Consider the following 26,856-nt stretch of genomic DNA (forward strand, 5'->3'; position numbering starts at 1 on the left):
GACTCTGTGCATGTCCCTGCCGATGCGGTGCATTATTGCACCATTCCTTCCGCTTGTGAACCACTTGCCCCGAACTATCGCATAACCGACACGGTTTGTAAATGCCTGTCTTGTCCTGAAATCCCCCGGTCCGCAGCAGCAGACCATGGATTTCATCGTTTTCAGGGTCATTGGCACGAAACTTGCTTTGGAAACTTGCGTTAGAAGTCTTCACATCACCGGCGACCTGTCGAATTTCACGGGTGGGTCCCGGTCCTTCAGCGACAGGAGGTGAAAAGGCATGCGACCGACAGAGCCGACCACGGCGGAGGAATGGCGCAACCATGTACACGCGGTACACGCGCTGGTGCGCGAGCATCAGATTCAGGCCGTCCGCGTGTGCGTGCAGGATCTGGCCAACATAGCGCGCGCCCGTTACGTATCGACGCGCCACTTTCTCGAACAGTTGGAGGCTGACCAACTGTCCTTCCCGTCGGCGTTGTTCGGCCTGCCCGCCTCGTCCCGCCTGGTGTCCGGCCCGGAGGGGACCTCGTTTCCCGCCGGCTTCCCCAGCTGGCCGCTGCGGGCAGACCTGGGCACGTTTTCGGTGCTCCCCTATGCACCGGGCGTCGCGCGGGTCATTGCCGACATGTATAACCCCGACGGTCTTCCCCTGCCACATGCCCCGCGCGAGGTGCTCCGCCGCGCGCTCAAACGCCTGGCGGAACGGGGGTGGCGGCTGTGCGGGTCCTACGAGTACGAGTTTTACCTGCTGCGCCGGACGGACGACGGATGGGAGCCGGCGTGGAGCGGTCTACAGTGTTTCTCCGAGACCGTACAAGCGCAGCTGGAGCCTGTGCTGCTGGACATCCTGCAGACGCTGCAGGAATTGGGCGCCGGCCCCGAGGTGGCCAACACCGAGTACGGGTCGGGCCAGTTCGAGGTTTCCAATGCCCCCTTCTGGGATATCGAGATTGCCGACATGGCCTTCTACTACCGTACCAGCATCCGGGAAGTGGCGGCCAAACACGGCTATCTGGCCACGTTCATGAGCAAGCCTCGAGCCGGCATGAGCGGAAGTGGTGCACATCTGCACCACAGCCTTCACGATGCGAATGGAACCAACCTGTTTTACGACGAGAAAGCGCCGGACGGGTTGTCCGCCATCTGTCGCTGGTTCATGGCCGGACAACTCGAACACGCTTCCTCCATCGCGGCCGTGACCTGCGGAACGCTGAACGCATTCAAGCGGCTGCGCGCCCATTCCTTCGCCCCAACCCGTGTTTGTTGGGGATACGAACACCGTGGCGCGATGATCCGTGTGCCCCGGGCGCGCGGCGAACAGACCCGGTTGGAAAACCGCGTGCCAGGCGCGGACGCCGATCCGTACCTCACCCTCGCCGTCATCCTGGCCGCCGGCCTGGATGGCATAGATCGAAAGTTGGAGCCGCCCCCGCCCGTGCGGGCGGATCCCTACGAGTCGCCGGATTGGCGGCAGCTCCCCCGCACCTTCGAACAGGGGCTGCAGGTGCTGCGCACCGATGCATGGCTGCGTGAGGTGTTGGGCGATGCTACCGTAGACATGCTGGTTTCGCTGCGTGAGGCGGACTACGAATCGTTTCTGGATTCCATCACCGATTGGGAGTGGCAGACGTACCAGGACGTGTTTTGAAGGGAGGCATCTTATGAACTCGCATCAACAGGGAACGGACGACACGTTTCCATCTGTGGAACAATACGGATACAAGCAGGAATTAAAGCGGTCCCTGTCGTTTTGGGATTTGGTCGTCTACGGTCTCATCTTCATGGTCCCCATCGCACCGATGGGCATTTACGGGCAGGTCGTGCAGACCGCGAACGGGATGGTGGTATTCGCCTACTTCATCGGCCTTGTCGGCATGATTTTTACCGCCTACAGCTACGCGCGAATGTCGGAAGCGTTCCCCGTCTCCGGATCGGCCTACGCCTATGTGCAGCGGGGTTGGAACCCGTACATCGGCTTTTTTGCCGGCTGGATGATCCTGCTCGACTACATCCTGATTCCTTCGCTTTTATACCTGGTCTCCGCATCCTGGCTGGGCGAGCTGGTCCCGGATGTCCCCACCTGGGTCTGGATTGTCGTGTTTGTCGCCATCAACACCGTCATCAACGTGCTCGGCATCCAGCTCACCAGCCGCGCCAATTGGGTGATCTTGGTCTTCGAGTTGATCACCTTCGCTTTGTTCTGCATCATGGCGTTCGTGTATGTGGCGAGCGGCCAAGGCCACACCGCCTTCACGGCCGCCCCCCTCCTCAGGCCGCACGCGTTTAGCTGGAGCATGGTGGGCGCCGCCACATCCATCGCCGTGCTGAGTTTTCTGGGCTTTGACGGCATCAGCACGCTGTCCGAGGAGACCCGCGGCGGGCGACGCACGGTGGGCCGCGCCACGGTGACGGCCTTGGTCGTGGTCGCGGTGCTGTTCATGTTGCTGACCTACCTGGCCGCCTCCGCGTATCCCGACTTCAGGCACTTTCCAGATCCGGATGTCGCCTTTTACTTTGTCGCCGAACGCGTCGGGGGCACTTGGCTGAAGGTCTTATGCTTGGTGGCGACGGTCATTGCCTGGGGCATCGCCAACGCGCTGGCTGCCCAAGCCGCTATCTCTCGGCTGCTCTTCAGCATGGGCCGCGACCGCGTGCTGCCGAGCTTTCTCGCGAAAGTCCACCCGCGCTACAAGACGCCGTACACGTCGACCTTGCTGGTGGCCGTGGTGTCGATTGCGGTCAGTGTCTCCAGCTCCATCGGCCAGCTCAGCTCACTGGTCAACTTCGGCGCCCTGACCACATTCCTGCTGCTCAATCTGACCGTGATGATCTATCATTTCATCAAGCGCCGATCCGGACGTTGGTTCGCCCACCTGGTCATGCCGCTGCTCGGGTTTGCCGTACTGCTGTACGTGTGGCTCAACTTCGACCGCTTTACGCTGCGCCTCGGCGCCGCCTGGGCCATCGTCGGCGTCATCGTGCTGGCCATCAGCAGCCGCGGTTTCCGCCGGGCGCCCCAGGCCATGCGGCTGGAAGAGTGAACCTTTTCCTCTCTTCGCCCGTGCCGGGTGTGCCCGGCGCGGCGCAGGATACACCCGACCATGCGGAGGAGGATGCCCTGTGACAACCCGCTTGTCCAACGCACACCTGATTTACGCCATGGCTCCAGACAACCCGCCGGTGTTGCGGGTGGCGAATGGGGCGATTGTGGAAATCGCGACCTGTGACTGCTTCGAGAACCAGATCACCGACGAACACCAGGATTTCGGGACCCTCGACTGGGAGCGCATCAATCCCGCCACCGGTCCCATTTACGTGGAGGGAGCCGAGCCGGGCGACCTGTTGGTGGTGCACATCCAGGATATTCGCCTCGCGGAGCGCGGCGTGATGACCACCGGCCCCGACCTGGGGGTGTTTGGCGACGAACTCCATTCCAACGTCATCCGCATGATCCCCATCCGCGACGGAAAGGCCGTCTTCTCCGACCGCGTGCAGCTGCCCCTGCGCCCGATGATTGGCGTCATTGGCACAGCCCCCGCCGAAGGCCGGGTGGCCTGCGGGACACCGGGAGAGCACGGCGGCAACATGGATTGCACCCGCATCACCACGGGTGCCCGTCTGATTCTCCCGGTCAACGTTCCCGGCGCCCTGTTGGCGCTGGGCGACCTGCACGCCGCGATGGGCGACGGCGAGGTGGCCGTATGCGGCGTCGAGATTGCGGGAACGGTGCAGGTTAAGCTGCATGTGCTCAAGGAACGTCCATGGCCGGTACCGATGCTCGTCGACGATGAGGCCGTGATGACGATTGCGTCGGCCGAGCTGCTCGACGATGCGGCGACGCTGGCGGCCAAGCGCATGGTACACTGGCTGGAGCAGGAATTGGGCCTGGAGCGGGCGGAGGCCGCGCTCCTGCTCAGCGCGGCCGGACAACTGCGCATCTGCCAGGTGGTGGACCCGCGCAAGACGGTGCGCATGGAAGTCCCCCGCAGCGTGCTCCAACCGCTCGGATTCATGTTCCCGTACTGAGCGCGGGGTCTATGGATTCAACCACCCGCCTACCCCCAAGCGGGCGATGTCGTCCTCAGTGATGCGCATGCCAGCGAGCACCCGCGGCAGGAGCACGTCGAATCCCGTCTTCGCGTCGTGGATGACCGCACCGGGCAGGCCGAAGATGGCGGTCTGCCCGCGATACGCCAGCATTGTCATGGAACCGGGCAGGAGCGGCATGCCGTAGCGGATGACCGTGTCCGCCGCCCGGCGGATGGCGCCGGGGGAGCGGTCGTCCGGATCGACCGACATGCCGCCGGTCACACAGACGATGCTGGCGCCGTGTTGGCATGCCTCGACAATGGCCGTCACAATCGCCTCCACCTCGTCGCCGGGAAACACCTGGCTTATCACCTCGACGCCAAAGCGGGCAAACTTCTCGCGCAAAACCGGCCCCGACCTGTCGGCGACACGGCCGCTTTGAATCTCGGTGCCGGTGGTGACGATGGCCGCCCGGTGTGGCTGGTACGGGAGTACGTCGATGACCCCTCTGTCACCGGCGCCCGCTGCCAGCGCCTCCACCCGCTCCACTTTTGCCCGCTCCACCAGCAGCGGGATGGGCCGCACCGCGCCAATCGACGCCCCTTCGGCGACGTCGACAAGGGGCGTGCGGGTGATGACCGCGATGTCGGGAATGCGGTTCATCTCGGTGACCGTCTTCACGTCCACCCACAACAGGCCGTGCGCCGCCGCGTACAGGATCACTTTGCCCTCGTGCACCTCGCTCAACCGCACCCCGGGACCCGCCACCGCCTTCGCCATGCGCAGAGCCCCCTCGTTTTCGTGCAGTTCATCTTCATCTGGCTCCAGCACATAAATGTGGCGCTTGCCCATGTCCAGCAGCCGGGGGATGTCCTCCTCGCGGATGACGTGCCCCAGCTTGAACGCGACGCCCTTGAACTGACCGGGGATAATCTGCGTCAGGTCGTGCGCCAGCACCATGCCGACGGCCTGCTCCACCGGTACCTCCCGCTTCATGTCGCCCCACCTCCATGCATCCTCGTGTACTCGCGCCAAGCTGCCAGATCTGCCAGGGTGTGCAGCGGCCGCGTCCACCAAGACGGCCAGCCTTGCGCATCCGCGTCCACGCCGGCCAGACGCAAACCGTTCAACGCCCGCATCAGCCGCGTCTCGCCGCTCGCCACTGCCGCCCGCCAAATCCGGCCCGCGGCCGCACTGTAGCACCCGATGAGCGGCTGCCAGCGCCCGTCCCGCATCACCAGCACCGCATCGCACGCACGCTGCTCCGACAACACCTGGTAACGCTGCCATAGAACCTCCAACACGCGTGGCACCAAGCCCGGCAGGTCCCCCGCCAAGAGGAACACCGGATGCTCGGCCGCCAACGGTCCGCCTCCGTAGAGTGCGGCACCGCAGGGTCCGGTGGCGGCTGCGGGACGGACGCCGCCCGCCCGTTCGGCCCCTGGGCCTTCTCCTTCCAGCTGCGGCCACACAGCCGCCAGGGCGGCGAGCGGTCCTTGGTGCGGGCGCGCATCCAGGTGCACGCGAACATCGGCCATCCCCGCCAAACGCGCCTGGCGGATGACAGCCTGCACGTCCGCCCCAGGCGCCGCCAGCACCGCCGCCTCGCGCGCCACCGGGCGCACCGCCGCCAACACCGCCCCGAGAACCGTGAGCTGACTTCCCGGCCGCCAGGGCAGCGCCAGTTTGTCCACGCCCATCCGGCGGCTGCCTCCGCCCGCTAAGATGAGCGCGCGCGGCTGCATCCCACAACCCCATCCTCCGTGATGAGGATATCGACAGGCTGGTCGAACGGATCGACCGGCCAGGCGGCCGACGCCGTCACCTGAACGGAAAACGCCACACCGACGCGCAGCGCCCGCACGCCCGGCTGGGCCAAGTAGGTGTCGTAATAGCCGCCGCCGTAGCCCAGGCGATAGCCCGATTGGGTGTAGGCCACGGCGGGGATGACCAGGATCGACAGCTGCGCCGGCGGCACCACCGGCGCGTCCGCTGGTGGTTCCAAAATATGAAACGCCCCGGGCGTGAGCTCCCACTCGTCGGCCACGCGATGAAACGCCATTTGGCGGGGCCCCTCCACGCGCGGGTACGCGACGAGACCGCCCAGTGCGCGCCAGGCTGCCGCCGCGGGAGCCACCTCCGGCTCCCCGCGAATGGCGGCGAAAAGGCCGGCTGTGCCCACGTCCTGGCGAGTGGACCACGCCTGTGCCATCACGCCTGCCAAATACTCCTGAATGGCGTGTTCCGCGCGGGCCCGCTCGTCCACGGGCAGGGTCCGCCGCAATTGCAGAAAGTGCCGCCGGGCCGCCGCCTTATCCGACTGCATGGGAGTTCGCGCCGCCTGCATCCCTGTTCACCCCGCAAAGCTTGTGCATCCATTGTACCGCAAACCGGCTTCGCCTTGTCCGGCCGCACGAAAACTGGTTAAGTAGAGGAGAACGCCGGTCGCGTGCCCGCGTTGCGGCGCGCCGGCGAGACCAAAGGTGGGAACGCAACGATGATTGTCCTGCAGGCGAATCAAATCGAAAAACAATACGACGGACACCCTGTGCTGCGGGGAGCCAATCTCGTCCTGCAAGAGCGGGACAGGGCAGCTGTGATTGGCAAGAACGGCGCCGGCAAGACCACCTTGCTGCGCATTCTCGTCGGCCTGGAGCCGTGCGACGCCGGCAGCGTCAGCCTCGGCCGCGGGGTCTCCATCGGTTATGTAGCGCAATATGTGGAGGCGGACGGCAAACAGACGGTGTTTGACTTCGTCGCCGGCGCCTTTGCCAGGCTACGGCGAATGGAGGCCGAGATGCGGGCGGCGGAAGCGCAAATGGCCGATCCGTCCGTCTACGCGGACCCGCTGCGCCTGGAGGCTGTCAGCCAGCGCTACGCGCGCCTGCAACAGGAGTTTGAGGAGGCGGGCGGGTACGCGGTCGAGGCGCGGGTGCGCCGGGTGCTGGACGGCCTGGCGTTTCCCGCCGCGATGCACGGCCAGAGCGTGCAGAGCCTGAGCGGCGGACAGAAGACGAGGCTGTCGCTGGCGCGCCTGTTGGCGATGGAGCCGGACATCCTTGTGCTCGACGAGCCGACCAACTACCTCGATACGGAGCGCTTGTCCTGGCTCGAATCGTACCTGACCGGGTACCCCGGCGCAGTGCTGGTGGTCTCGCATGATCGCTACTTTCTGGACCAGGTGGCCACTGTCACGTATGAACTGGCGGACGGTCGCACAACACGGTACGAAGGAAACTACTCCCGCTACATGGAGCAGCGGGCGGACAGGATGGAGCAGGCGCAGAAGCGATACGAGGCCCAGCAGCAAGAGATTGCCCGCATGGAGACGTTCATCCAGAAGAACATCGCCCGTGCGTCCACGACCAGACGGGCGCAGAGCCGACGCAAGCTTCTGGAGCGGATGGAGCGGTTGGAACCGCCGCGAGCCGACGACAGGCGGATGGGGCTGCGGTTTTCGGCGGCCCGCGCCAGTGGGCGCGATGTGCTGAGATTGGAGGACGTGGCGGTGGGATTCCCGCATCGGCCGCTGGCAGGGCCCATCAACCTGCACCTGCTGCGCGGACAGCGCCTGGCCATCGTGGGGCCCAACGGGATCGGCAAGTCGACGCTGCTGAAAACCCTGGTCGGGCAAGTTCGGCCGCTGGCGGGCCACATCCACTGGGGACAACATACCCACATCGGGTACTACGACCAGGAGCAGGAGGACCTGGACGAGAGCAAGACCGTCTTGGCGCACATTCACGACGAGTTTCCAAGCCTTGACCTGACCAGCGTACGCACGGCGTTGGGGCGGTTTCTGTTTCGCGGCGAGGACGTCCAGCGGCCGGTCGCCGGACTCAGCGGCGGTGAGCGCAGCCGGCTTGCCCTGTGCCGGTTGATGCTGCGTCGGCCCAACGTGCTGCTGTTGGATGAACCGACCAACCACCTCGACCTGGACAGCCGGGAAGCCCTCGAGGATGCCTTGGCTGACTATGACGGCACGATTCTCTTCGTTTCGCACGACCGCTACTTCATCGACGGTCTCGCCACCCACGTCCTGCACATGGACGCCGATGGGGTGCGGTTATACCTGGGCAATTACAGCGAGTATATGCACAAGAGGGACGAGGAGCAAAGGTGGGCGGCGGAGCCTGTAGCGACACCCGCTGCGACGCCCGCCGCAAAGACGTCCGGGCCCGGCGCGAGGAGGGATAGCACGGACCGATTGGCCCCCACGCAGGCGGCGGGCGGAGATCCGGAAACAGCCGCCGAGGCATCGGGGCCAGCGGCCACTGCGCCGGGTCCTGTGCGGGTGCGCTCGGCCGACCTGCGCAAACTGCGGACCCGCGTATCGGAATTGGAACAGCAGATAACGACCATTGAGGAGCGAATGCAAACCGTGAACGAAGACCTGGTGCGAGCCGCGCAGGACCAAGACTACGAAACCGGGCAACGACTGCAGGCCGAACATGAGCAGCTGCAGGACCAGCACCAGCAGCTGCTGGCCGACTGGGAACAGGCCGCGGGTGAGTTGGAGGCGCTGGAGCAACAGGCGCAGCAGCCCTGACCGGAGCACTCCGGCGGCGGTGTAGAGTGGCGGCGCGAATCTTGGCTACTCGGACACTCCGCCCACTTGGCGGCTCCGGCCCATCGGCCCCCGGCCCTGTGGAAAACCGTTATCCACCGATTTATCCACAATATCCACACGGTTATCCACAGGCCGAGAGCCCACCCCGGTTGACCTGAGCCCAGTTGTGCACACCGTCCACAGGGATGCCCATCCACAGTATGCACAGGTTATCCACAGGGCTGTCCCCAGCTTCCCCCCAGGCCGTACCCGAGCCGGACATCCCCGTCTTCCGGCCAGAGCCAGCGTGGGCGGTCGACCCTCACGCGCGCTCCACCCGGCCGCTGCGCAGCGTTCACACCACCCGGCCGCACTGCCAATCGGCCAGCGACACGGTGGCATGCGCGTTCAGGCGCAGGTCGTGGCGCAGCCCGCGGCGCATGGCGAAGTACCCGGCGGCGGCAATCATCGCCGCGTTGTCTGTGCACAGCCTGAGCGGTGGAAACACCACTGTGAATCCGTCCTCCGCCGCCCGCTCCGTAAGCGCCCGGCGCAGCCCTTGGTTGGCGGCGACCCCCCCGGCCACAACGACGCGGTGCAGTCCGGTCGCAGCTACCGCGCGCGCGGTCTTTTCCACAAGCACGTCGCACACCGCCTGTTGAAAACTCGCCGCCACATCCGCAATATCCACAGCCTCTCCCTTTTGCCGCCGCCGGTTCAACTCGTTGGCCACTGCGGTTTTGAGGCCGCTGAAGCTGAAATCGAAGTTCGCCGCATCTATCAACGACCGCGGGAAGGTATAGGCCTCTGGATTGCCCGTCAGAGCCAACTGATCCAGCTTGGGTCCGCCGGGATAGGCAAGCCCGAGCAGGCGCGCCACCTTGTCGTAGGCTTCGCCGGCAGCGTCGTCGATGGTGCCGCCCAACCGGGTGAAGCCGAACCGCTCGTCCACCTGTAGGATCTCCGTATGCCCGCCGGATACGACCAGGGCCAGGGCGGGCAGCCGCGCGCCCGCATCCGCCTCGTCCGCCAACAGGGCGGCGGCCACATGGCCGGCGATGTGGTGAACCCCCACCAACGGCAACCCGCTGGCCAGGGCCATGCCCTTGGCGGCAGACACGCCGACCAACAGCGCCCCAAGCAGGCCGGGTCCATAGGTGACGGCAATCCCGTCCAAATCGGCAAAGACCAGGCCGGCTTGGGACAGCGTGTCCGCCACCACGCGCGTGACCACGGCCACATGCCGGCGCGAGGCCACCTCCGGCACCACGCCGCCGAATCGTGCGTGCACATCCATCTGCGAAGCAATGTTTTGTGCTAAAACAACGCGACCGTCGCGGACTATCGCCGCGGCGGTCTCGTCGCAACTCGTCTCGATACCCAACAAGAGCAAGCCGTTCACCCTTTCTTGGCCGCCCCGTCCAGGCTCGAGAGCGGCGGCAGATTCGCCCACATGATGAGCGCGTCCTCGTGGTTGTCGGTGTAGTAGCCCTTGCGCACCCCGACCCCGTGAAAGCCGAATTTCTTGTACAGGTTCTGCGCCACCGCGTTCGACACTCGGACCTCCAGCGTCATGCGCAGGATGCCGTTGGCCGCGCAGATGGTCATCAGCGCGCGGAGCAGCGCTTCGCCCAAGTGGCGGCCGCGAAAGTCCGGATCGACCGCGATGTTGGTCACGTGGCCCTCATCCACCACCAACCAGACCCCGGCGTAGCCGACCACCGTGCCGTCCCGTTCCGCGACCAGGTAGCGCGCGAACTGGTTGTCCAGCAACTCGGCCAGAAACGCCTGGCGTGACCATGGGCTCGTGAACGAGCGCTGCTCCACCCGCATCACCTGACTTATGTCACGAACTGTCATCGGGCGCAGGTGAAACTCGCCGGCCTCGAACTCATACTTGGCCATGGCCACGCCCTTTCGCCTCCTCCAGTTTGACCTCAGCTTCGACAGCCAAACCATACATCGGCTCAATCTCGTGCACCTCATCCCCGCGTCTCCACGTCGCCGCCCCGGCGGCGGCAAGCCGCAGCAGCGCCGGGCCCAAGCCGCCCGCGACGGCCGCCAGCGGTGCCCGCATGTGCACAGGGGCGAGCCTTAACTCCGGCAGCACGTGGTGGGATTCGCGAAAGTCGTCGGTCACCAGGCAGAGCGGCGGCCCCTCGGGCTGAGACAGGCGGGCCGCCTGTGCGGCCATTCGGCTGGACCACTCTTCCACCGCCCGCACCCGCTCTTCCTCCAGTGTCCGCCACACACCAAACTGTTTGTGGTACAGAGCGCCGAAGGCGCGCCGACGGCGCGCGTAGACGAGCGGCATCACCAGCCAAGACGCCGCCGTTTGGTCCGGGCAGGACGCCTCCGCCAGCGCCCGCAGTGTCGACACGGGGAGCACCGGCACACCCAACACCAGTGCCATCGCCTTCGCCGTACTGACGGCCAGCCGCACGCCCGTGTACGATCCCGGTCCCACCCCAACGACGATGCCTTCAAGCTCCCTGGGCTCGATACCGGCGGTCTGGCAGACCTGCATGGCCAGCGGCTGCAGCAGCCGGGAATGGCCGCGCGGCACCAATGACGCGGCTGCGGCCGACACCTCCACCGCGCCGTCTTCAATGCGTCCGACCGCCACAGACAGCGCGTCGGTGGCCGTGTCCATGGTCAAAACAACCATCTTTTCACCCACTCATCCAGGCGCTGCCAACTGCGCGGCCCGAGCGCGCGGCACGAGAACGCCCGCTCGTCGACACGCGGCAGCGGCTGCCGGGCGATATGGACGGTCAGGGCGTCCTCCATCTCCCCCAAGACCGCCTTCGGCCACTCAATCAGCACCGCCGCCCGCCCCTCCAGGTAGTCGGAAAAACCAATCTCATCCAGCTCGGCGGCCATCGGCCCGCCTTCCTCATACAGACGATACAAGTCCATGTGCACAAACGGAATGCGGCCGTCCTCGTATTCAGCAATCAAGGTGAAGGTCGGACTCGTGACCTCCTGACCAATCCCGAGCCCCTCGGCCACCCCCTTGGCGAACGTCGTCTTGCCCGTGCCCAAATCGCCGGACAAGAGCACCACATCCGCAGGTTTGAGCAGGCGCCCCAACACGCGGCCTAACTCTTTCGTCTCTTGCGCAGATTGGGTGGTAAAGGTCATCGCATCGACCATGACCGGCTCCTTCCGCCAGGCTGTCGAACCAGGCCCTGACTGCCACTACTCTCTGAAATGATTGTAGCCCCGCGGCTCCAGGATGTCCAAACGGCCGTCCGGGTGCTCGACAATCACCCCATCGCCCGCCTCGACGCGGCCAATCTGGGTAAGCTTCACACCCTGCGCCTCCAGCTGCGCGAGCGCGCGGGCGAACGCCAACGGCGGAGCCGTGCCGACCAATTCGAAATCTTCGCCCCCGTACCAGGCCCAATCAGGCGCGGGCACCCCAAAGCGGCGCGCCGCGTTGACCGCCGCCGGGTGCAGCGGCAGTTTGTCGGCGCGCACCCGCAACCGCACTTGACTGGCCTCCGCAATCTCGTTCAACTCATTCGCCAACCCGTCGCTGATATCGTTCAACGCGTTCGATCCGCACGTGCGCAGCACCTCTCCGGCCAGCACCTGGGGCACGGGGCGGCGGTGCGCCCGCACCAGGTACTCCACCTCGTCCGGCGCCAACCCGCCAAGCCCGACCGGCCCAACGGCGGGCTCCGCTCCCTCTGTCCCGCCAATCGGCGACATTCCACCGCCCGCTTTGGCCCGCTCCAATCCAGCCAGCCGCCGCAGCACCTCCAGGCCGGCGGCCGATACGCCCACCCAGCCGGTGACAAACACCACATCCCCAGGCTGCGCCAGAGAACGCAGCCGCGCTCCCCCGGCCGGGACGGTGCCGAACACGGTACTGGTCAGCACCAGCGGCCCCGCGGTGCCGACCGTGTCGCCTCCGACGAGCGGGCAGGCGAAGGTTTGGCAGACCGCCGCCACGCCGTCGTACAAGGCGGTCAGACGCTCGACAGGCCACCTCCCCTGTTTGGGGACCGCCACGGCCAGCACCGCCCCTCGCGGCCGGCCGCCCATCGCCGCGATGTCGCTGATGGAGACCGCCAGCGCCTTCCACCCCACATCCTCCGGGCGCATTGTGGCGTCGAGAAAGTGCACCCCTTCCACCAAGGTGTCGGTGCTGACCAGCCACTGGTCACCGTCCACTCCCGCCAGCACCGCCGCGTCGTCGCCGATACCGGTCACCACCCCCGGCGCCGCCTGTCCCAATCGGTCCGCCAAGGTGCGAATCAAGGCAAACTCGTCCAGGTTCACCGCAACCTCTCCATCCTCCCATTGTGTGCATACGCCACACATCCGCCGACCACCGTCCACAGCACCCGCGCTTCCAGCAGCGCGTCCTCCGCTTCCGCCAGCACATCGCGGCTGAGTACGGTCAGGTCCGCCCATGCCCCCGGTCGAATGACCCCTTTCACCGCCTCGCGTCGGTTGGCGCGGCACGCCCCGCGTGTGAACAGGCGGATGGCCGTCTCGCGGTCCAGCACTTGCGACAGCGTAAAGCCAGGGCCCTGGGCATGCGGTGGCCGTCGCGTAACGGCCGCGTGAATCCCCAGCAGCGGGTTGATGGGTTCCACGGGCGCGTCCGATCCGCCACACAACCCAATCCCTGCCTCGGCCAGCGTCCGCCACGCGCACACTCCGTTTAGCCGTGCCGGGCCCAGCCGCTCCTTAACCCAGGGGAAGTCGCTGACCGTAAAGCGCGGCTGAATGTCGACGATGATGCGATCCCCCAAGGCTTGCATCCGTCGCACCAAGTCCGGGCGCACCAGCTCCGCATGAACGATGCGATCCGGAAGGCCGGCGCCGCCTCGTCCCTGCTCCAGGGCGGTGAGGGTCATGTCGAGCGCGGCATCCCCGATGGCGTGCACGGCGGCCGCAAACCCGAGCTCGTGGGCCGCCCGGACGCGCGCGGTCAACTCCTCGGGGCTGTACACGGGCATCCCCCGCCAACCAGGAGCGTCCGTGTAGTCCTCGGCCAGCCAGGCGGTGCGCCCGCCCAGCGCCCCGTCCGAGAACAGCTTGGCCGCCCCGACCTCCAGCCACTCGTCCGGTTTTGGCAGATCGGCCAGGGAATTCCGGCATTCCTCCAGAAATGAGCTGTCCACCAGTTCGTGCACGCGCAATGCCACCCCGTCCTGGTGAATGAGTTCATGATACAGCGTCCAGGTGGCGGCAAAGCCGCCGAACGTACGCGTGTCGTCCGTATGCACGGCCGTGATGCCGTTGACCAGAGCCGCCTCCATGCCCAGCCGCAACATCTGCTTCTCTTCCGCCCGGGAGCGCGGTGGAATGGCTCGCAAGATGGGGAAAATCGCGTTGTCGTGCACTAACCCGGCGACTTCGCCGCGCTCGTCGCGCACGAACCGGCCGTCCTTCGGATCGGGGGGCATAAGGCCCAAGCCTGCTTCCTGCAGCGCCTGGGTATTGACCAAGTACGCGTGGTGGCAGACACGCGTCAAAACCAGCGGCCGTCCCCCGGCCGCCTCGTCCAGCTCTTGTCTGCTCGGCCAACAGGCTTTATCGAAGCGGTTTTCATCCCAACCGGCGCCCAGCAACCACGCGCCGGGCGGCAGCGCCGACGCGCGTTCACGCACCTGTTGCAGCAGCTCGCACTTGGACTGGACGCCGGTCAAATCCAACTGCATCGCCTGCTCACCCACCGCGCTGACGTGCAGGTGGCTGTCCACAAATCCCGGCAGGACGGTGGCACCCTCCACGTCCAACACGGCGTCCACGCGCGCCCCCAGCTGCAGCCGCAGCTCCTGACATTGCCCAACCGCTGTGATGACCCCGTCCTCCACGATCAGCGCGTCAAAGCGCGGCTGCCTGGGATTTAAGGTGTAGCCGTTTGCTCCCACCAACATCCACACCGCCGTTTCCCCCCTCGGTCGCTCCAACATCCTCGTGCCTGCTTCCTTGTGCCTTATGATAGCAGGCGATGCCAGCCGGCGCATGACCGTCCCCAGGGGACATGTTTGCCGGTGGACGGGCGTATGTATGACAGGGGAGCAACCTGCGCGCCGCCGGCCGCGGTGCACACGCCAAACCTGGGGAGTGACCCGGTTATGCTGGCTTGGTTCAGCCACATCCTGGAAGGCGTCTTTCGCGTCGGCTACCCAGGCATCGTCCTGGCGCTCATCGTCGAGGGCCTGGGCCTGCCGTTCCCCGGGGACGCCGTAATGGCGTTCTACGGTTTCGCCGCCGCCGACGCCAACTTCCGTTTAGACGGCGTCATCGTGTGCAGTTTCATCGGCTATATGTTCGGGTCCACCCTGGCGTATGCGGCCAGCCGCCGCTTTGGCCGCGGGATGCTCGACAGGCTGGCCCGGCTGCGCTGGTTCAGCTCCGGCAGCCTGATGCGCACCTCCCGCCTGATTGACCGCTTTGGCCCGCTTCTGCTCGTTCCCGGCCGCTTCCTCCCCGGGGTCCGCTCGGTCAGCCCCTACGTGGCCGGGATGGGCGGCATGGAAATGGAACCGTTTCTGTTTTACACTGGCCTTGGCGCGGCGCTGTGGTGCACCGCCTGGGTCTGCGTGGGCTATTGGTTTGGCGAACACCTGGACTGGATTTTGCATGTCGCCCAGTCGTCGCTGGCGTACGTCACCGGATGCGCCCTGGTCATCGGCGCGGCCTATTGGCTGTGGCGCCGCCGCACCATGGGGTCATGATTGGACTGGAAAGCGGGATCGTGAGCGTGGAAAGCCGTCTCAACAGCCAACCCGTCATCGAAGTGTGCCGTGAAAACCTCGAACTGGGATCCGGCGCTGTGCTGAAGCGCCTGGAGGCCGCGGGCCCGGACCTGCAGGTCCACTGCCTCGCCTGCACGGAACAGTGTGAGCTGTGCACCCGCCGCCCGTTTCTGTGGCTGGACGACGAGCTGGTGGAGGCCCGAGACGCGGCAGACCTGTGGTCGCAACTGACCCTCCGCCTCCCCTCGCTGCATCGGTGAAGGCCTGTCCTGTTGCGCCCCGCAGGGATGTCGCGGCGCCGTCCCACTGGTTGTGCAATCGCGGCAGGGCGAAATCCCGTAATTCCCCCAGAGCCCTGTCCCCCCGAATCCTGCTGTCGCTGCATTTCCCGAGGTGCGCGACGCTTCGCGCGGAAGGGAGGAGCCAACGATGGCCAACGTCAACCCACTCTCGAGCCGGCTGCAGATTCAAGTGCAGACCGGGACGATGGCGGACGGATCGCCCAAGATTGGCACCTACAGCTTCGCCAACGTGTCGCCCCAGGCATCGGACGATGACGTTTTGGCGGTGGGCCAGGCACTGGGCGCTTTGTTCGCCGAACCGACGCTGCAGGTGGTGCGGGTGAACCAGGATGCGCTCTCCGGCGCGTCGGCCTGACCGGCAGCGGATTGAACCGAGCGAGGGGGTGAAATGGCATGGACAAAAGGGTGGTCTTGCAGCTTCTGTTTCGCACCGACCAGGATAAGACGGTGCGGATCTCCATCCGCAACCCGAAGCAGCCGGTCGATGCGACGGCGGTGACCAACGCCTTGGACCAGGTGGTCCAGCACAGCGCCGTCTTCGCCTTCAGCCAGGGCAAGATTGTCGCCAAGGCGGGCGCCAACCTGGTTGAGACGGACACCACCGCGGTGGTCTGACACACCGCCTTGTGCGAACCCGGTACGCTTGCTTGTAGCCGCCCCCGCCCGACTTGGACGGGGGCGATGGCTGCTGCATCAGGTGGATGGAGGCACCGCGCGATACTGAGACATCCTTGCGTCAAATGCAGCGACCCACTTTTGCCAGAAGGCTTGCAGGTCAAAACCATCCGGCCGCTGGAAACGTGTCTCGGTCAGCCGGACGGTTTCGATACGTGATATGCGATACGCATGAACCCCTTTGACCGTGGAACCAACCGCAGGTCCCACCATGAACCAGATGCCAGCTTTGCATACGAGTCCATACGGCTGGATGGTCAATTGCACGATGTCGCCATTTGCCGGGCGATAGACGAGCTCCACTTGTCGTTCGGTCAAAACGGCTTGCTGCACGACCTTCACAAACTCTGTTTGTCGGGAGTCTCTGGACCATGCCACCGAATCAAGATATATTCTCCCCTGTATCCACTTGGCTTCTGCCTGCTTTTGCTCTGGCAATTCTCCTTTGCCGTCAATCTGCCTTCAGTCCGCAAGCTCATGATGATGCCCAGGAGTCTATCCGCCCTCATTGCGCTCTGCTTCATCATGCTGATGACCGCGCTGGTGACCGTCACTACGGCGGAGTGGAACCACTGGTTTCCGAATGCCGCCAGGATACGCCCGTTGGTCCCATTGACAGTTGTGATTGTGATTTTTGCGCGAAGTTGGTGGTAGATAAAATACGGCACTCGAAACACGAGGCCCGACGGCGCGTGGCACACGCTTCGGTCACACTTGCGCAGACATCGGCACCAGGGAGAACTCAGGCTGTGGCGCAACTGGCCAATGTCATGAACGGAGCAGCCGTCGCGCTTGCCAGCACGATGACCTCCTACTGGTTTTCAGTCCGCTTTGACGCCCCTGAAGCACTCATCGGACTGGTGGTATCCGCATCGTACATCGCCACCGGGATGGTGGCGCTGGCCGCTGTGCGCCTGGCGGACCGTTTTGGCCCGGTTCATGTGATGCTGTACATGCAATTGTGCGGCATCTTGTTTGTGCTGGCTTTGCCTTGGGCGCGATGGTTCTGGTTGGCGGCCGTTTTGAACATGGGCTGCATGGCTTTGAACCTTGGCAGTCGGGGCAGCCGTTCGGCCATCGCGGCCGCAGGCACGCGCGGCCAGCGTTCCTGGCAGCGGAAAGTCAGCACGATGATTGTCCTGAGTCTGACGACAGGCGCTTGGCCGAGCGCTTTTGGTCGGATGCTGGAGGAAGGCGAGTATGTGCTACCGTTTTGCGTTGCCGCTTCGGCCCAACTCTTCTCGACGATGTGGTTCCGTGCTGTCTATCGACGCACGCCAAACTCGTAGGGTTCCCCCTCCCCGGCAGGACGGCGGCGTCTTCGACCCCAGCACGGGGCCGCCCGTTTGTTATCATGTGCTTGTGCTGAGTTTTTGCATTTTTCGAGCCTCAAACCCGCTTGGCCAAGCGCCACGCGCAGAGGAGGAGGCGCAGATATGGGGAAACGTTGGTTCAAACATGGGAAATGGCCGCGGTGGATGGTGTGGCTGCATTCGTACACTATTATTTCCTTTGTCCTGTTGATGCTGACCGGTGTGGCCCTGTATGCACCCGGCGTGCACAGCATGCTTATCCCTTATCTAATGATACTCTACTATGTTCACATTGGGCTCGGCATTATCTTCGGCATAACGCTGCTGGTACCGCTATTGGTACGCCTGCCCATCCGGAAACTCATTCGCCGTTTGGATTGGTTGTTCCCGCTCGTGTTCGGTGCCATGGTTGTGGCCACAGGGGTCCTCCTCTGGCTGGTGACCGTGTTTCCAACGACATGGCGCAGTCGGGCTTTCACCTGGCATGGATGGCTGTCCTACGTACTGTCCGCATGGCTGATCATCCATGCCGTCTACAAAGCGTTTGCTTATCAGCCGAACAAGGAGGGGATAAACGCCCAGGTTGACCCCTCCCGGAGAATGTTCCTGCGCTGGTTGGGCACCGGAATCGCCGGCGCCGCCGTCTTGACCGTGATTGATCCGGTAGGGACGCTCAGGCGCTCGTTCGCCTCCCTGAGCACAGAGCAGAAAAACGACGGCAACGGGGCTGACTTTGGCGCCTATTACACGGTGACAAACGGATACCCCACTCTGGACCTTGCCCGCTACCGCCTGATCGTGAACGGTTTGGTGGCCAATCCGGTGACACTCAAATGGAGCGATGTCATGAACCTGGCTGCCCAGCAGGAAAAGACAGACTTCCACTGTGTGACAGGTTGGAGCGTGGCGAACGTGCGGTGGCACGGCATGTCCATGCAAACTCTCGTGGACTTGGTGAAGCCGTCGCGGCAAGCGAAGTATGTGCACTTTTACTCGTTTGACGGCGTGTATACAGAGTCGCTCTCCTTGCCGGAAGCGCTGGATCCGACCGTTCTTTTGGCCTACAGGCTGAATGGCCAGCCCCTGCGTCAAGAGCAAGGATTTCCGTTGCGCCTGGTCGTTCCCAAGATGTACGGATATAAATCCATCAAATGGGTCAATCGGATAGAATTCGCCGACAAACCTCTGGTCGGTTATTGGGAGGCGCGAGGATATCCAAACGAGGCCTATGTGGGCCGCGGTATTTAGACCAGCCCCATCGGCGGATGAGGCTGGTCACCGCCTTTTTGTCCCTTACGCCAACTGTCACGGCAGGTGTTCAAGCGGCTCCGCCTTGACGCGTGGAACCGACTCCCCTGCGCAACATGCGCGGCCGATAAAACAGGTAGTAGCAGATCATGATGACGGCCATAATTGGCAGGCCCGCGTAAATCGCGATGCGCTGGTCCGGGATGAAGATGAGACTGACGGCAATCGCCAGGTTCAGCACCACCCCGGCCAACGGCAGCCACGGATAGAACGGCGTGCGGTAAGCCAGGTCGCGCACCTCTCCGCCCTGGCGCACATACTGGCGGCGAAACCCGATTTGCGCCATGCAGATAATCGCCCAGTCCACCACCGCCACCAAGCCGATGCCCGAGACAATCCACAGGTACAGCGTGTTCGGGGAAACCTGGTACAGCCAAAGCGAGAGCGTACCAATCAGCAGGGTGACCAACACCGACCACACCGGCACCCTCGCCCGGCTGAGGTTGGTCAGAAAGCGCGGCGCCATCCCATCCAACGCCATCGACCACAGCAGGCGCGAGGACGCGTACGTCCAGGACGATCCGGCCGACAACGCGGACGTGATGACGATGATGTCCATCACCATGCGCGCGTACGGAATGCCAGCAACTTGGAAAATGGTCGCAAACGGGCTGTCATTGACGCCCGCCTTCTGCCACGGGATGATGCCCACCAAGACGATCATCGACACCACATAGAACAGCAGAGTGCGCACGCTCGTACTGCGGATGGCGCGCGGCACCGATTTCGCCGGGTCTTTGCTTTCCCCCGCAGCGATGCCGATAAGTTCCGTACCGCTGTAGGCAAAGCACACCGGCACCAGCGCCATCGCCACCGCTCCCAGGCCGTGCGGGAACAATCCACCCTGCCCCAGGTAGTTCTTGGCGCCTATTGGCGCGTGCCCGGTCAGGCCCAAGATGGCGCCCAGCCCTACAATGCACGCCGCCACAATGCCAATCACCTTCACACTGGCAAACCAAAACTCCGACTCCCCATAAACCCCGACGGCGGTCACGTTGAGCGCCAGGTAGATGACCGCAAACAGCGCGTACCAGGCCCACAACGGCACACCGGGCAGATACTGATGGATGATGATGGTGGCCGCTATCCACTCGCCGCCGATGGTGAACGCCCCGTTCAGCCAGTACAACCAGGCGCTCAAAAACCCTACAGAAGGACTGATGAACTCCTGCGCGTACGTCTTGAACGATCCGGCCACCGGCATGGCGGTGGCCAACTCTCCGAGACACATCATGACGATGGATACAATGATGCCGCCGATGACGTACGCCAGGACCGCGCCCCCGGGCCCCGCCTGGTTGACCGTGTAGCCGGAACTGAGAAACAGGCCCGTACCAATGACGCCGCCAATCGAGATCATGAACATGTGGCGACCCTGCATGCCGCGTCGCAGTTGCGATTCCTTTTCGACGATGTCCTCCAGTTGCTGCACAAGTATCCTCCTTCAGAATCTTAGGTAGCGCTTTCATAGCCCGCCATGGCGGTCACGCTGATTCTATACGATTTTCACTAGCAAATCTTGTGCCAAAACTTGCATGCCGCGAACCGGCGCGAAATCTTTAGATCCATGACGAATTTGCCTGCAAATTTCCTTTGCACCTGCAAAACTCACTGGCACTGTGCTCCGTCACAGGGCTCGCGCCAGACCGCTTCCCGGCTCCCGCCGCTATCCCTCATCCCCGGTACCGCCCCGGCGTGATGCCCAGCTTGCGCAGCCAATACTGCAGGTTCTGGCGGCTGAGACCCAACTCCCGCGCGGTGGCGGACACGTTCCCCTGGTTGCGGACCAGCGCCTGCTCAAACACCTGACGCTGTGCCGCCTCCATCTGCGCCTTCAAAGAACTCCCCCCGCCTGCCGGCACAGGACGCGTTTCCGCCACCTGCATCCCCCCGGCACTGGATTCGTTCGCCGCCCCGACCGGCGATGCAGGTTGGACCGCGGGCCCAACAAGCGGAGCGGGATGGGCGGCGGACGCAACGGGCGGGACGGAGCCCGTCGCGGGATATGGCTCCAGTGCGCCGCGTCCACCGCCATCCTGGATTGCGCTCTCCAGGCGCCGGCGCATGGGGAACGGCAGATGCGCAAAGCCAATCACCCGCTCCTCCTGCACCAGGTTCATCGCGCCTTCGATGGTGTGCTCCAACTCACGCACGTTCCCGGGCCAGGTGTACTGCAAAAACGCCTGCATCAAGCCGGCATCCAACCGCTCGATGCGCAGACCAAACCGCTCATTGTACTTGGCGATGAAGGTGTCCACCAGGCGCGGGATGTCCTCGACGCGCTCACGCAAGGGCGGAAGATACAAAGTGACCACGCTCAGGCGATAATACAGGTCGTTGCGCAGGTGGCCCGCGCGAATCGCGTCGAGCGGGTCTTCATTGATGGCGGCGAGGATGCGCACATCAATCGCCCTGTCCTGCAGCTCGCCCACGCGGCGGACGGTCCGCTCCTGCAGCACGCGCAACAGCTTCACCTGCAGCTGCGGGCTGAGCGAGTTCAACTCATCCAGCAACAGCGTGCCCCCGTCGGCCTGCTCCAACAAACCCGGACGGTTGATGGCCCCTGTGAACGCGCCGCGCGCCGTGCCAAACAAGAGCCCTTCCATCAGCGACTCCGGCAGGGCCGCGCAGTTCTGGGAGACAAACGGCCCTTTGGCCCGCCGGCTGGCGGCGTGCAAACTCTGTGCAAACAGCTCCTTTCCGGTGCCGGTCTCACCGACAATCAGCACCGACGAATCGGTCCGCGCCGCCCGCCGTGCTTGGTCCAGCACATCGGCCATGGCGCGGCTGGTCCCGACGATGCTGTCGAACGTGTAGCGTACCCCGGATTTAGCCAAGATGTGCTTCTGCAGACGCTCGACTCGGGTGACATCGCGGGCAATCTCGACCGCCCCCAACACCCGGTCCTCGGCGAGAATCGGATACGTGTGGTTAACGGTGGTGATGGCCACCCCGCGATTATTGAAATACGTCTGTTTCACATTGTCGCTGGCGCGACGAAAGCGGATGGCCTGAAGCAGGGTGCTCCCGGACGCATCCGGGAAGGTGAACACGTCCTCAATGCTGCGGCCGAGGACATCCTGGGGCCGCATCGCTTCAATGTCGGCCATCTTCTGGTTGTAATAGACCGTCACCCCGTCCGCGTCGACCACATGCACCCCTTCTTCAAGCCCGTCCAGCACCGCCTCCAGCAGCTCCAGACGCTGCTCCGCGGCGCGGTTCTCGCCTCCGCCCGATGGGTCATGGCCCGGCATGTTGGCTGCCCCCTTCGACATATTTCCATTGTTGGCTTTCCGTTGGCCTTCCGTTGGCTTTCCGGCTCTGACCGGCACAGACCGCGCTGACATCTGTGCTGGCAGGGCCAACCTGTCCGAAGTCGCCAGCGCCCCAGCCGATAGATCCGACCACCTGCCCCAGGCCGACCGCTTCCGACATCGTTCCCGTCATCGGATGACGCGACCGCATTCGGCATGCATCGACTCCCTTCGCCAGAGTAACGGGTACGGGCGGATCGTGCAAATGCGTTTTGCAGCCTGTCTCCCGCGGTGACTGCAGGAATTCCGAGCCAAACCCCGAATTTCAAGGTTGGCATGCTTCTTGCTTGAGACTTTGCGTCAGATGTGTTGTTGGGGTGGGCGGTCCAGCCCGCGGTGTTCCGTCACCCCTCACGGCATCGGAAGGAGGATGTATTCATGACCCCATATCGCCCAGAACCATTGACCGATTTCACCGTCGCCTCCAACCGGCAGGCGTTCGACGAGGCGCTGGCCCGCGTAAGCCAGGAGTTGGGCCGGACCTATCCGCTCCTTATCGGGGGCGGGGCCATCGACACCGGCCGCTACCTCGAATCGCACAACCCGTCCGCGAAGAGCGAATTGATTGGCCGCGTGGCCAAGGCTGGCAAGGAACAGATTGAATTGGCCATCCGCACGGCGGAAGAGGCGTTCTCCACCTGGTCCGAGATGCCCGCGTTTGAGCGGGCCGGCGTCCTGTTCAAAACGGCAGCTATCCTTCGGCGGCGCAAGCATGAGTTTTCCGCCTGGATGCTGCTGGAAGCCGGCAAGAGCCGCGCGGAGGCGGACGCCGATACGGCGGAGGCTATCGACTTTCTGGAGTACTACGGCCGGCAAATGCTCGATTTGACACGACGCGGGGACGACCTGTTGACCCCGCTCGCCGGCGAAGACAACCACATGGAGTACATCCCGCTCGGGGTTGGCGCCATCATCCCGCCGTGGAACTTCCCGCTGGCGATTGTCACCGGCATGACCGTGTCGGCCGTGGTGGCCGGGAACACGGTGCTGCTCAAACCGGCCAGCCAGACGCCTGTCATTGCCTATAAGCTGGTGGAAGCGCTGACGGAAGCCGGCCTCCCGCAAGGCGTCGTCAACTTCGTCCCGGGCGATCCGGACGAAATCGGCGACTTTCTTGTCGAGCACAGGGATATCCGTTTCATTTCCTTCACAGGATCCAAGAATGTGGGGCTGCGGATGAACGAACTGGCCGCCAAGCGCATCCCCGGCCAGCGCTGGATTAAGCGGTTTGTCGCGGAGATGGGGGGCAAGGACGCGATTGTCGTCGACGCGGACGCGGACCTCGAGAATGCCGCGCGCACCATCGTCAACTCGGCGTTCGGCTTCTCCGGGCAAAAGTGCTCCGCCTGCTCCCGCGTCATCGCCCACGAAGCGATTTACGACGCCCTGCTGGACAGAGTCGCGGCCCTGACGCGGGAGCTGTCGGTCGGTGATGTGCGCGACCCCGGACACTTCACCGGACCGGTGATTGACCAGAAAGCATTTGACAAAGTCACCCGTTACATTGAAATTGGTAAGCAGGAAGGGCGCCTGGTTGTGGGGGGCGAAGCCTCGGCAAACAAAGGGTACTTCGTGCAACCCACGGTGTTTGCCGATGTGACGGCCGACGCGCGCATCATGCAGGAGGAGATCTTTGGCCCGGTGGTGGCGTTCACCAAGGTCGCCAGCTTTGCGGAGGCCATCCGGGTGGCCAACCAGACCGAGTTTGGCCTGACGGGATCCGTCTTTACCAAGAGCCGCGAGCATATCGCGCTGGCACGCCGCCAGTTCCACGTGGGCAATCTGTACTTCAACCGCAAGTGCACCGGCGCCATTGTGGGGGCACACCCGTTCGGTGGGTTCAACATGTCCGGCACTGACTCGAAGGCGGGCGGCCCCGACTACCTGCTCTTGTTCACCCAGCCGAAGGTCAGCTCCGAACTGCTGTAAGCAAGCAAAAGGCGCGGCGCGCGGCCGCGCGCCTAGGCTGCCGCTGGGCGGGCCTGTTCCTCTGCTCTTGCGGCGTCAAGAAAGAAGGCGGGGAAGGGCGGGTTGCGGCGCATCGCCCGCCCCCAGCCTATGCACATGAACTGACCGTCAGAAAGGATGAACCGATATGACCGAATCACGGCATACCTCCAATGCGTTGTGCCTGGAGGAGGAATACGGCGCGAAAAACTACCACCCCCTGCCAGTGGTGTTGGTCAAAGGCGAAGGCGTGTGGGTGTGGGACGAGGAAGGCAACCGTTACCTCGACATGCTCAGCGCCTATTCGGCGTTGAACCAAGGACACCGCCACCCGAAGGTCATCCAGGCGCTCAAAGACCAGGCGGACGCCATCACGCTGACCTCGCGGGCGTTTTGCAACGATAAACTGGGGCTGTTTTACGAACGGCTGGCCAAACTGACCCACAAGCATATGGTGCTGCCGATGAACACCGGCGCGGAGGCGGTCGAGACGGCCATCAAGGCGGTGCGCCGCTGGGCGTACGACGTCAAAGGCGTGCCGGACGACAAGGCGGAGATCATCGTCTGCAGGGGCAACTTCCACGGCCGCACCACTACCGTCATCTCGTTCTCCTCGGACGCCGAGTACCAGCGCGGGTTCGGCCCGCTGACGCCCGGCTTCCGCATCATTCCGTACGGGGACATCGAGGCGCTGAAGGCGGCCATCACCCCGAACACGGCGGCGTTTCTGGTCGAGCCCATCCAGGGCGAGGCAGGCATCATCATCCCGCCTGAAGGGTACCTGCGCCAGGCGTTTGATCTGTGCAAGAAGGAGAACGTGCTGTTTGTCGCCGATGAAATCCAGACCGGGCTGGGCCGCACCGGCAAGCTGTTCGCCTGCGACTGGGAGAACGTCATCCCGGACGTGTACATCATCGGCAAGGCGCTGGGTGGCGGGGTCTTCCCGGTGTCGGCCGTGGCCGCGGACAAGGACATCCTCGGCGTGTTTGAACCGGGATCGCATGGATCCACATTCGGCGGCAACCCGCTCGGCGCGGCGGTCGCCTTGGCGGCGCTGGATGTGATTGAAGAAGAAGGGCTGGCGGAACGCTCGCGCACGTTGGGTGAATCGTTCCTGGCGCGCCTGAAAACCATCCACAACCCGGCCATCAAGGAGATTCGCGGGCGCGGGTTGTTCATCGGCGTGGAGCTGCACACGAAGGCGCGTCCGTATTGCGAACGACTAAAGGATGAAGGGCTGCTCTGCAAGGAGACGCACGAGAACACCATCCGCTTCGCGCCTCCGCTCGTCATCGAAGAGCCGGACCTGGATTGGGCGTTTGAGCGGATTGCCCGCGTGCTGGGTGAGGTGTCGAAATGAACCCACAAGCCCTCGTGCAACAGGCCAACCGGGAGCTGGACGTGCTGCAGTCAGCGCAGCAGGTGATTCGCGATGCGCTGCAAGAGCTCGGTTACGGCCCCGAATACTACGAGCTGCTCAAAGAGCCGATGCGCATGCTGACCGTGCGCTTTCCCGTGCATATGGACGACGGCAGCGTGCGCGTCTTCACCGCCTACCGGGCCCAGCACAATGACGCCATCGGCCCGACCAAAGGCGGGGTGCGCTTCCACCCGGACGTGACCGAGGCGGAGATCAAGGCGCTGTCCCTGTGGATGACGATTAAGTGCGGCATCAACGGGCTTCCGTACGGCGGCGGCAAGGGCGGCGTGGTGTGCGATCCGCGCGAGATGTCGTTCTCCGAGCTGGAGCGTCTGAGCCGCGCCTACGTGCGGGCCATCAGCCAGATTGTGGGGCCTACGAAGGACATCCCGGCGCCCGACGTGTTCACCAATTCCCAAATCATGGCCTGGATGATGGACGAATACAGCCGCCTGCGCGAGTTCGACTCGCCCGGCTTTATCACCGGCAAGCCACGGGTGCTGGGCGGATCGGAAGGACGGGAAACGGCGACGGCGCGGGGCGTCGTCATCTGCATCGAGGAAGCGGCCAAGCGCCGCGGTCTCAACCTCGCGGACACGCGCATCATCATCCAGGGCTTCGGCAACGCGGGCAGCTACCTGGCGAAGTTCCTGTACGACCTGGGCGCGCGCGTGGTCGGGATCTCCGACGCCTACGGGGCGCTGTACGATGAAAAGGGGCTGCCCATTCCCGACCTGTTGGAGCAACGCGACTCGTTCGGAACGGTCACGACGCGGTATAAAGACACCATCACAAACAAGGAGTTGCTTGAAAAGCCGTGTGACATTCTGGTCCCGGCCGCGATTGAAAACCAAATCACCGCCGCCAACGCCCAGCGGGTGCAGGCGTCGATTGTCGTTGAAGCGGCCAACGGCCCGACCACCCTGGAGGCCACCCGCATCCTGAGCGAGCGTGGGGTGCTGCTGGTGCCCGACGTCTTGGCCAACTCAGGCGGGGTGACGGTCTCCTATTTTGAATGGGTGCAGAATAACCAGGGATACTACTGGACGAAAGAGGAAGTGGAGCAGCGCCTGGTCCAGGCGATGCGGCAATCGTTCGACAAAGTGTACACGACGGCCCAGCGGCACGATGTCGACATGCGTCTGGCGGCATATATGACCGGCATTGAACGCACGGCGACCGCCCTGCGCCTGCGCGGCTGGTTGTAGGGCACATGCGCGGCCGGCTTGGCGGGCGCTGCGCGAGGGTGGGGGCCCGCGGCCGGATCGCGG

Annotated in this window: 26 protein-coding genes; 13 read left to right on the forward strand and 13 right to left on the reverse strand. The window is 64.3% G+C overall.

What is annotated here, in order from left to right; genetic code table 11:
* Positions 1 to 280 precede the first annotated feature (280 nt).
* The 3 genes from ASH01S_RS06675 to ASH01S_RS06685 all read left to right on the forward strand — a co-directional run bounded on the left by ASH01S_RS06675 (position 281) and on the right by ASH01S_RS06685 (position 4,029).
* Positions 281 to 1,651: a glutamine synthetase family protein gene (locus tag ASH01S_RS06675; RefSeq protein ID WP_067925481.1), complete on the forward strand. Its 1,371-nt coding sequence runs from the start codon at positions 281 to 283 to the stop codon at positions 1,649 to 1,651.
* A 13-nt stretch (positions 1,652 to 1,664) separates the two neighbouring features.
* A complete protein-coding gene (locus tag ASH01S_RS06680) occupies positions 1,665 to 3,044 on the forward strand; it encodes an APC family permease (protein ID WP_067925483.1) in 1,380 nt (459 codons plus the stop codon).
* Positions 3,045 to 3,162: 118 nt separating this feature from the next.
* Entirely contained in the window at positions 3,163 to 4,029 is an 867-nt protein-coding gene (locus ASH01S_RS06685) for an acetamidase/formamidase family protein (RefSeq protein WP_067925727.1), read from the forward strand.
* A 9-nt stretch (positions 4,030 to 4,038) separates the two neighbouring features.
* Here ASH01S_RS06685 and ASH01S_RS06690 read toward each other — a convergent pair whose 3' ends face one another.
* From ASH01S_RS06690 to ASH01S_RS06700, 3 genes are read right to left on the reverse strand one after another with little or no spacing between them, the layout of a single operon-like run.
* Positions 4,039 to 5,028, reverse strand: a complete 990-nt coding sequence (locus tag ASH01S_RS06690; RefSeq protein ID WP_067925486.1) for a molybdopterin-binding protein — start codon at positions 5,026 to 5,028, stop codon at positions 4,039 to 4,041.
* Positions 5,025 to 5,777, reverse strand: coding sequence for a molybdenum cofactor guanylyltransferase (mobA, locus tag ASH01S_RS06695; RefSeq protein WP_067925490.1), 753 nt, complete (start codon positions 5,775 to 5,777; stop codon positions 5,025 to 5,027). Before mobA ends, ASH01S_RS06690 begins: the two co-directional genes overlap by 4 nt.
* Positions 5,753 to 6,379 carry a 5-formyltetrahydrofolate cyclo-ligase gene (locus tag ASH01S_RS06700; RefSeq protein WP_067925493.1) on the reverse strand — a complete coding sequence of 209 codons (627 nt, stop codon included), beginning with the start codon at positions 6,377 to 6,379 and terminating at the stop codon, positions 5,753 to 5,755. The genes mobA and ASH01S_RS06700 overlap by 25 nt, the downstream gene beginning before the upstream one ends.
* A gap of 102 nt (positions 6,380 to 6,481) precedes the next feature.
* Here ASH01S_RS06700 and ASH01S_RS06705 point away from each other — a divergent pair, with 102 nt between their 5' ends.
* Positions 6,482 to 8,581, forward strand: coding sequence for an ABC-F family ATP-binding cassette domain-containing protein (locus tag ASH01S_RS06705; RefSeq protein ID WP_245628961.1), 2,100 nt, complete (start codon positions 6,482 to 6,484; stop codon positions 8,579 to 8,581).
* Positions 8,582 to 8,936: 355 nt separating this feature from the next.
* Here ASH01S_RS06705 and tsaD read toward each other — a convergent pair whose 3' ends face one another.
* Genes tsaD through ASH01S_RS06735 form a run of 6 tightly spaced genes read right to left on the reverse strand, consistent with a single transcriptional unit; the run spans position 8,937 to position 14,517 of the window.
* Positions 8,937 to 9,974 (reverse strand): tRNA (adenosine(37)-N6)-threonylcarbamoyltransferase complex transferase subunit TsaD, encoded by a 1,038-nt coding sequence (gene tsaD, locus ASH01S_RS06710; RefSeq protein WP_067925734.1) that lies wholly within the window; start codon positions 9,972 to 9,974, stop codon positions 8,937 to 8,939.
* 5 nt (positions 9,975 to 9,979) lie between these two features.
* A complete protein-coding gene (gene rimI, locus ASH01S_RS06715) occupies positions 9,980 to 10,486 on the reverse strand; it encodes a ribosomal protein S18-alanine N-acetyltransferase (protein WP_067925737.1) in 507 nt (168 codons plus the stop codon).
* The gene (gene tsaB, locus ASH01S_RS06720) at positions 10,473 to 11,249 is read right to left on the reverse strand and encodes a tRNA (adenosine(37)-N6)-threonylcarbamoyltransferase complex dimerization subunit type 1 TsaB (RefSeq protein ID WP_083516883.1); all 777 of its coding nucleotides are present in this window, start codon (positions 11,247 to 11,249) and stop codon (positions 10,473 to 10,475) included. Before tsaB ends, rimI begins: the two co-directional genes overlap by 14 nt.
* The gene (gene tsaE, locus ASH01S_RS06725; RefSeq protein WP_067925500.1) at positions 11,237 to 11,737 is read right to left on the reverse strand and encodes a tRNA (adenosine(37)-N6)-threonylcarbamoyltransferase complex ATPase subunit type 1 TsaE; all 501 of its coding nucleotides are present in this window, start codon (positions 11,735 to 11,737) and stop codon (positions 11,237 to 11,239) included. Before tsaE ends, tsaB begins: the two co-directional genes overlap by 13 nt.
* 45 nt (positions 11,738 to 11,782) lie before the next feature.
* Positions 11,783 to 12,871, reverse strand: coding sequence for a thiamine-phosphate kinase (thiL, locus tag ASH01S_RS06730; RefSeq protein ID WP_067925503.1), 1,089 nt, complete (start codon positions 12,869 to 12,871; stop codon positions 11,783 to 11,785).
* Positions 12,868 to 14,517, reverse strand: coding sequence for an amidohydrolase (locus ASH01S_RS06735; RefSeq protein ID WP_067925506.1), 1,650 nt, complete (start codon positions 14,515 to 14,517; stop codon positions 12,868 to 12,870). Before ASH01S_RS06735 ends, thiL begins: the two co-directional genes overlap by 4 nt.
* 81 nt (positions 14,518 to 14,598) lie before the next feature.
* Here ASH01S_RS06735 and ASH01S_RS06740 point away from each other — a divergent pair, with 81 nt between their 5' ends.
* From ASH01S_RS06740 to ASH01S_RS06755, 4 genes are all read left to right on the forward strand, one after another.
* Positions 14,599 to 15,285, forward strand: coding sequence for a DedA family protein (locus tag ASH01S_RS06740; protein WP_157067030.1), 687 nt, complete (start codon positions 14,599 to 14,601; stop codon positions 15,283 to 15,285).
* Positions 15,282 to 15,566, forward strand: a complete 285-nt coding sequence (locus ASH01S_RS06745; RefSeq protein ID WP_067925512.1) for a DUF1450 domain-containing protein — start codon at positions 15,282 to 15,284, stop codon at positions 15,564 to 15,566. The genes ASH01S_RS06740 and ASH01S_RS06745 overlap by 4 nt, the downstream gene beginning before the upstream one ends.
* 169 nt (positions 15,567 to 15,735) lie before the next feature.
* Entirely contained in the window at positions 15,736 to 15,963 is a 228-nt protein-coding gene (locus ASH01S_RS06750; RefSeq protein WP_067925515.1) for a DUF1659 domain-containing protein, read from the forward strand.
* Between the two features lie 38 nt (positions 15,964 to 16,001).
* Positions 16,002 to 16,223 (forward strand): DUF2922 domain-containing protein, encoded by a 222-nt coding sequence (locus ASH01S_RS06755; RefSeq protein WP_067925518.1) that lies wholly within the window; start codon positions 16,002 to 16,004, stop codon positions 16,221 to 16,223.
* A 78-nt stretch (positions 16,224 to 16,301) separates the two neighbouring features.
* Here ASH01S_RS06755 and ASH01S_RS06760 read toward each other — a convergent pair whose 3' ends face one another.
* Positions 16,302 to 16,625, reverse strand: a complete 324-nt coding sequence (locus tag ASH01S_RS06760) for a helix-turn-helix transcriptional regulator (RefSeq protein ID WP_067925521.1) — start codon at positions 16,623 to 16,625, stop codon at positions 16,302 to 16,304.
* A gap of 407 nt (positions 16,626 to 17,032) precedes the next feature.
* Here ASH01S_RS06760 and ASH01S_RS06770 point away from each other — a divergent pair, with 407 nt between their 5' ends.
* Together ASH01S_RS06770 and ASH01S_RS06775 are read left to right on the forward strand one after the other, a co-directional pair.
* Positions 17,033 to 17,572 carry a hypothetical protein gene (locus tag ASH01S_RS06770; RefSeq protein ID WP_067925527.1) on the forward strand — a complete coding sequence of 180 codons (540 nt, stop codon included), beginning with the start codon at positions 17,033 to 17,035 and terminating at the stop codon, positions 17,570 to 17,572.
* A 147-nt stretch (positions 17,573 to 17,719) separates the two neighbouring features.
* A complete protein-coding gene (locus ASH01S_RS06775; RefSeq protein WP_067925530.1) occupies positions 17,720 to 18,844 on the forward strand; it encodes a molybdopterin-dependent oxidoreductase in 1,125 nt (374 codons plus the stop codon).
* Positions 18,845 to 18,914: 70 nt separating this feature from the next.
* Here the strand turns inward: ASH01S_RS06775 and ASH01S_RS06780 are convergent, their stop codons facing one another.
* The 3 genes from ASH01S_RS06780 to ASH01S_RS06790 form a co-directional block, all read right to left on the reverse strand.
* Positions 18,915 to 20,336, reverse strand: coding sequence for an amino acid permease (locus tag ASH01S_RS06780; protein ID WP_067925533.1), 1,422 nt, complete (start codon positions 20,334 to 20,336; stop codon positions 18,915 to 18,917).
* A 241-nt stretch (positions 20,337 to 20,577) separates the two neighbouring features.
* Positions 20,578 to 22,158: a sigma-54 interaction domain-containing protein gene (locus ASH01S_RS06785; protein WP_067925536.1), complete on the reverse strand. Its 1,581-nt coding sequence runs from the start codon at positions 22,156 to 22,158 to the stop codon at positions 20,578 to 20,580.
* Entirely contained in the window at positions 22,145 to 22,369 is a 225-nt protein-coding gene (locus tag ASH01S_RS06790) for a hypothetical protein (RefSeq protein ID WP_067925539.1), read from the reverse strand. The genes ASH01S_RS06785 and ASH01S_RS06790 overlap by 14 nt, the downstream gene beginning before the upstream one ends.
* Before the next feature lie 227 nt (positions 22,370 to 22,596).
* Here ASH01S_RS06790 and pruA point away from each other — a divergent pair, with 227 nt between their 5' ends.
* The 3 genes from pruA (at position 22,597) to ASH01S_RS06805 (ending at position 26,793) form a co-directional block, all read left to right on the forward strand.
* On the forward strand, positions 22,597 to 24,147 hold the full coding sequence (pruA, locus tag ASH01S_RS06795; protein ID WP_067925542.1) for an L-glutamate gamma-semialdehyde dehydrogenase: 1,551 nt from the start codon (positions 22,597 to 22,599) through the stop codon (positions 24,145 to 24,147).
* A 166-nt stretch (positions 24,148 to 24,313) separates the two neighbouring features.
* On the forward strand, positions 24,314 to 25,525 hold the full coding sequence (locus ASH01S_RS06800) for an ornithine--oxo-acid transaminase (RefSeq protein WP_067925545.1): 1,212 nt from the start codon (positions 24,314 to 24,316) through the stop codon (positions 25,523 to 25,525).
* Positions 25,522 to 26,793, forward strand: coding sequence for a Glu/Leu/Phe/Val family dehydrogenase (locus ASH01S_RS06805; protein ID WP_067925548.1), 1,272 nt, complete (start codon positions 25,522 to 25,524; stop codon positions 26,791 to 26,793). The genes ASH01S_RS06800 and ASH01S_RS06805 overlap by 4 nt, the downstream gene beginning before the upstream one ends.
* The last annotated feature ends 63 nt before the right edge of the window (positions 26,794 to 26,856 follow it).

Origin of the sequence: Alicyclobacillus shizuokensis NBRC 103103 (assembly GCF_001552255.1) — a bacterium.
GTDB classification, from domain to species: domain Bacteria; phylum Bacillota; class Bacilli; order Alicyclobacillales; family Alicyclobacillaceae; genus Alicyclobacillus_G; species Alicyclobacillus_G shizuokensis.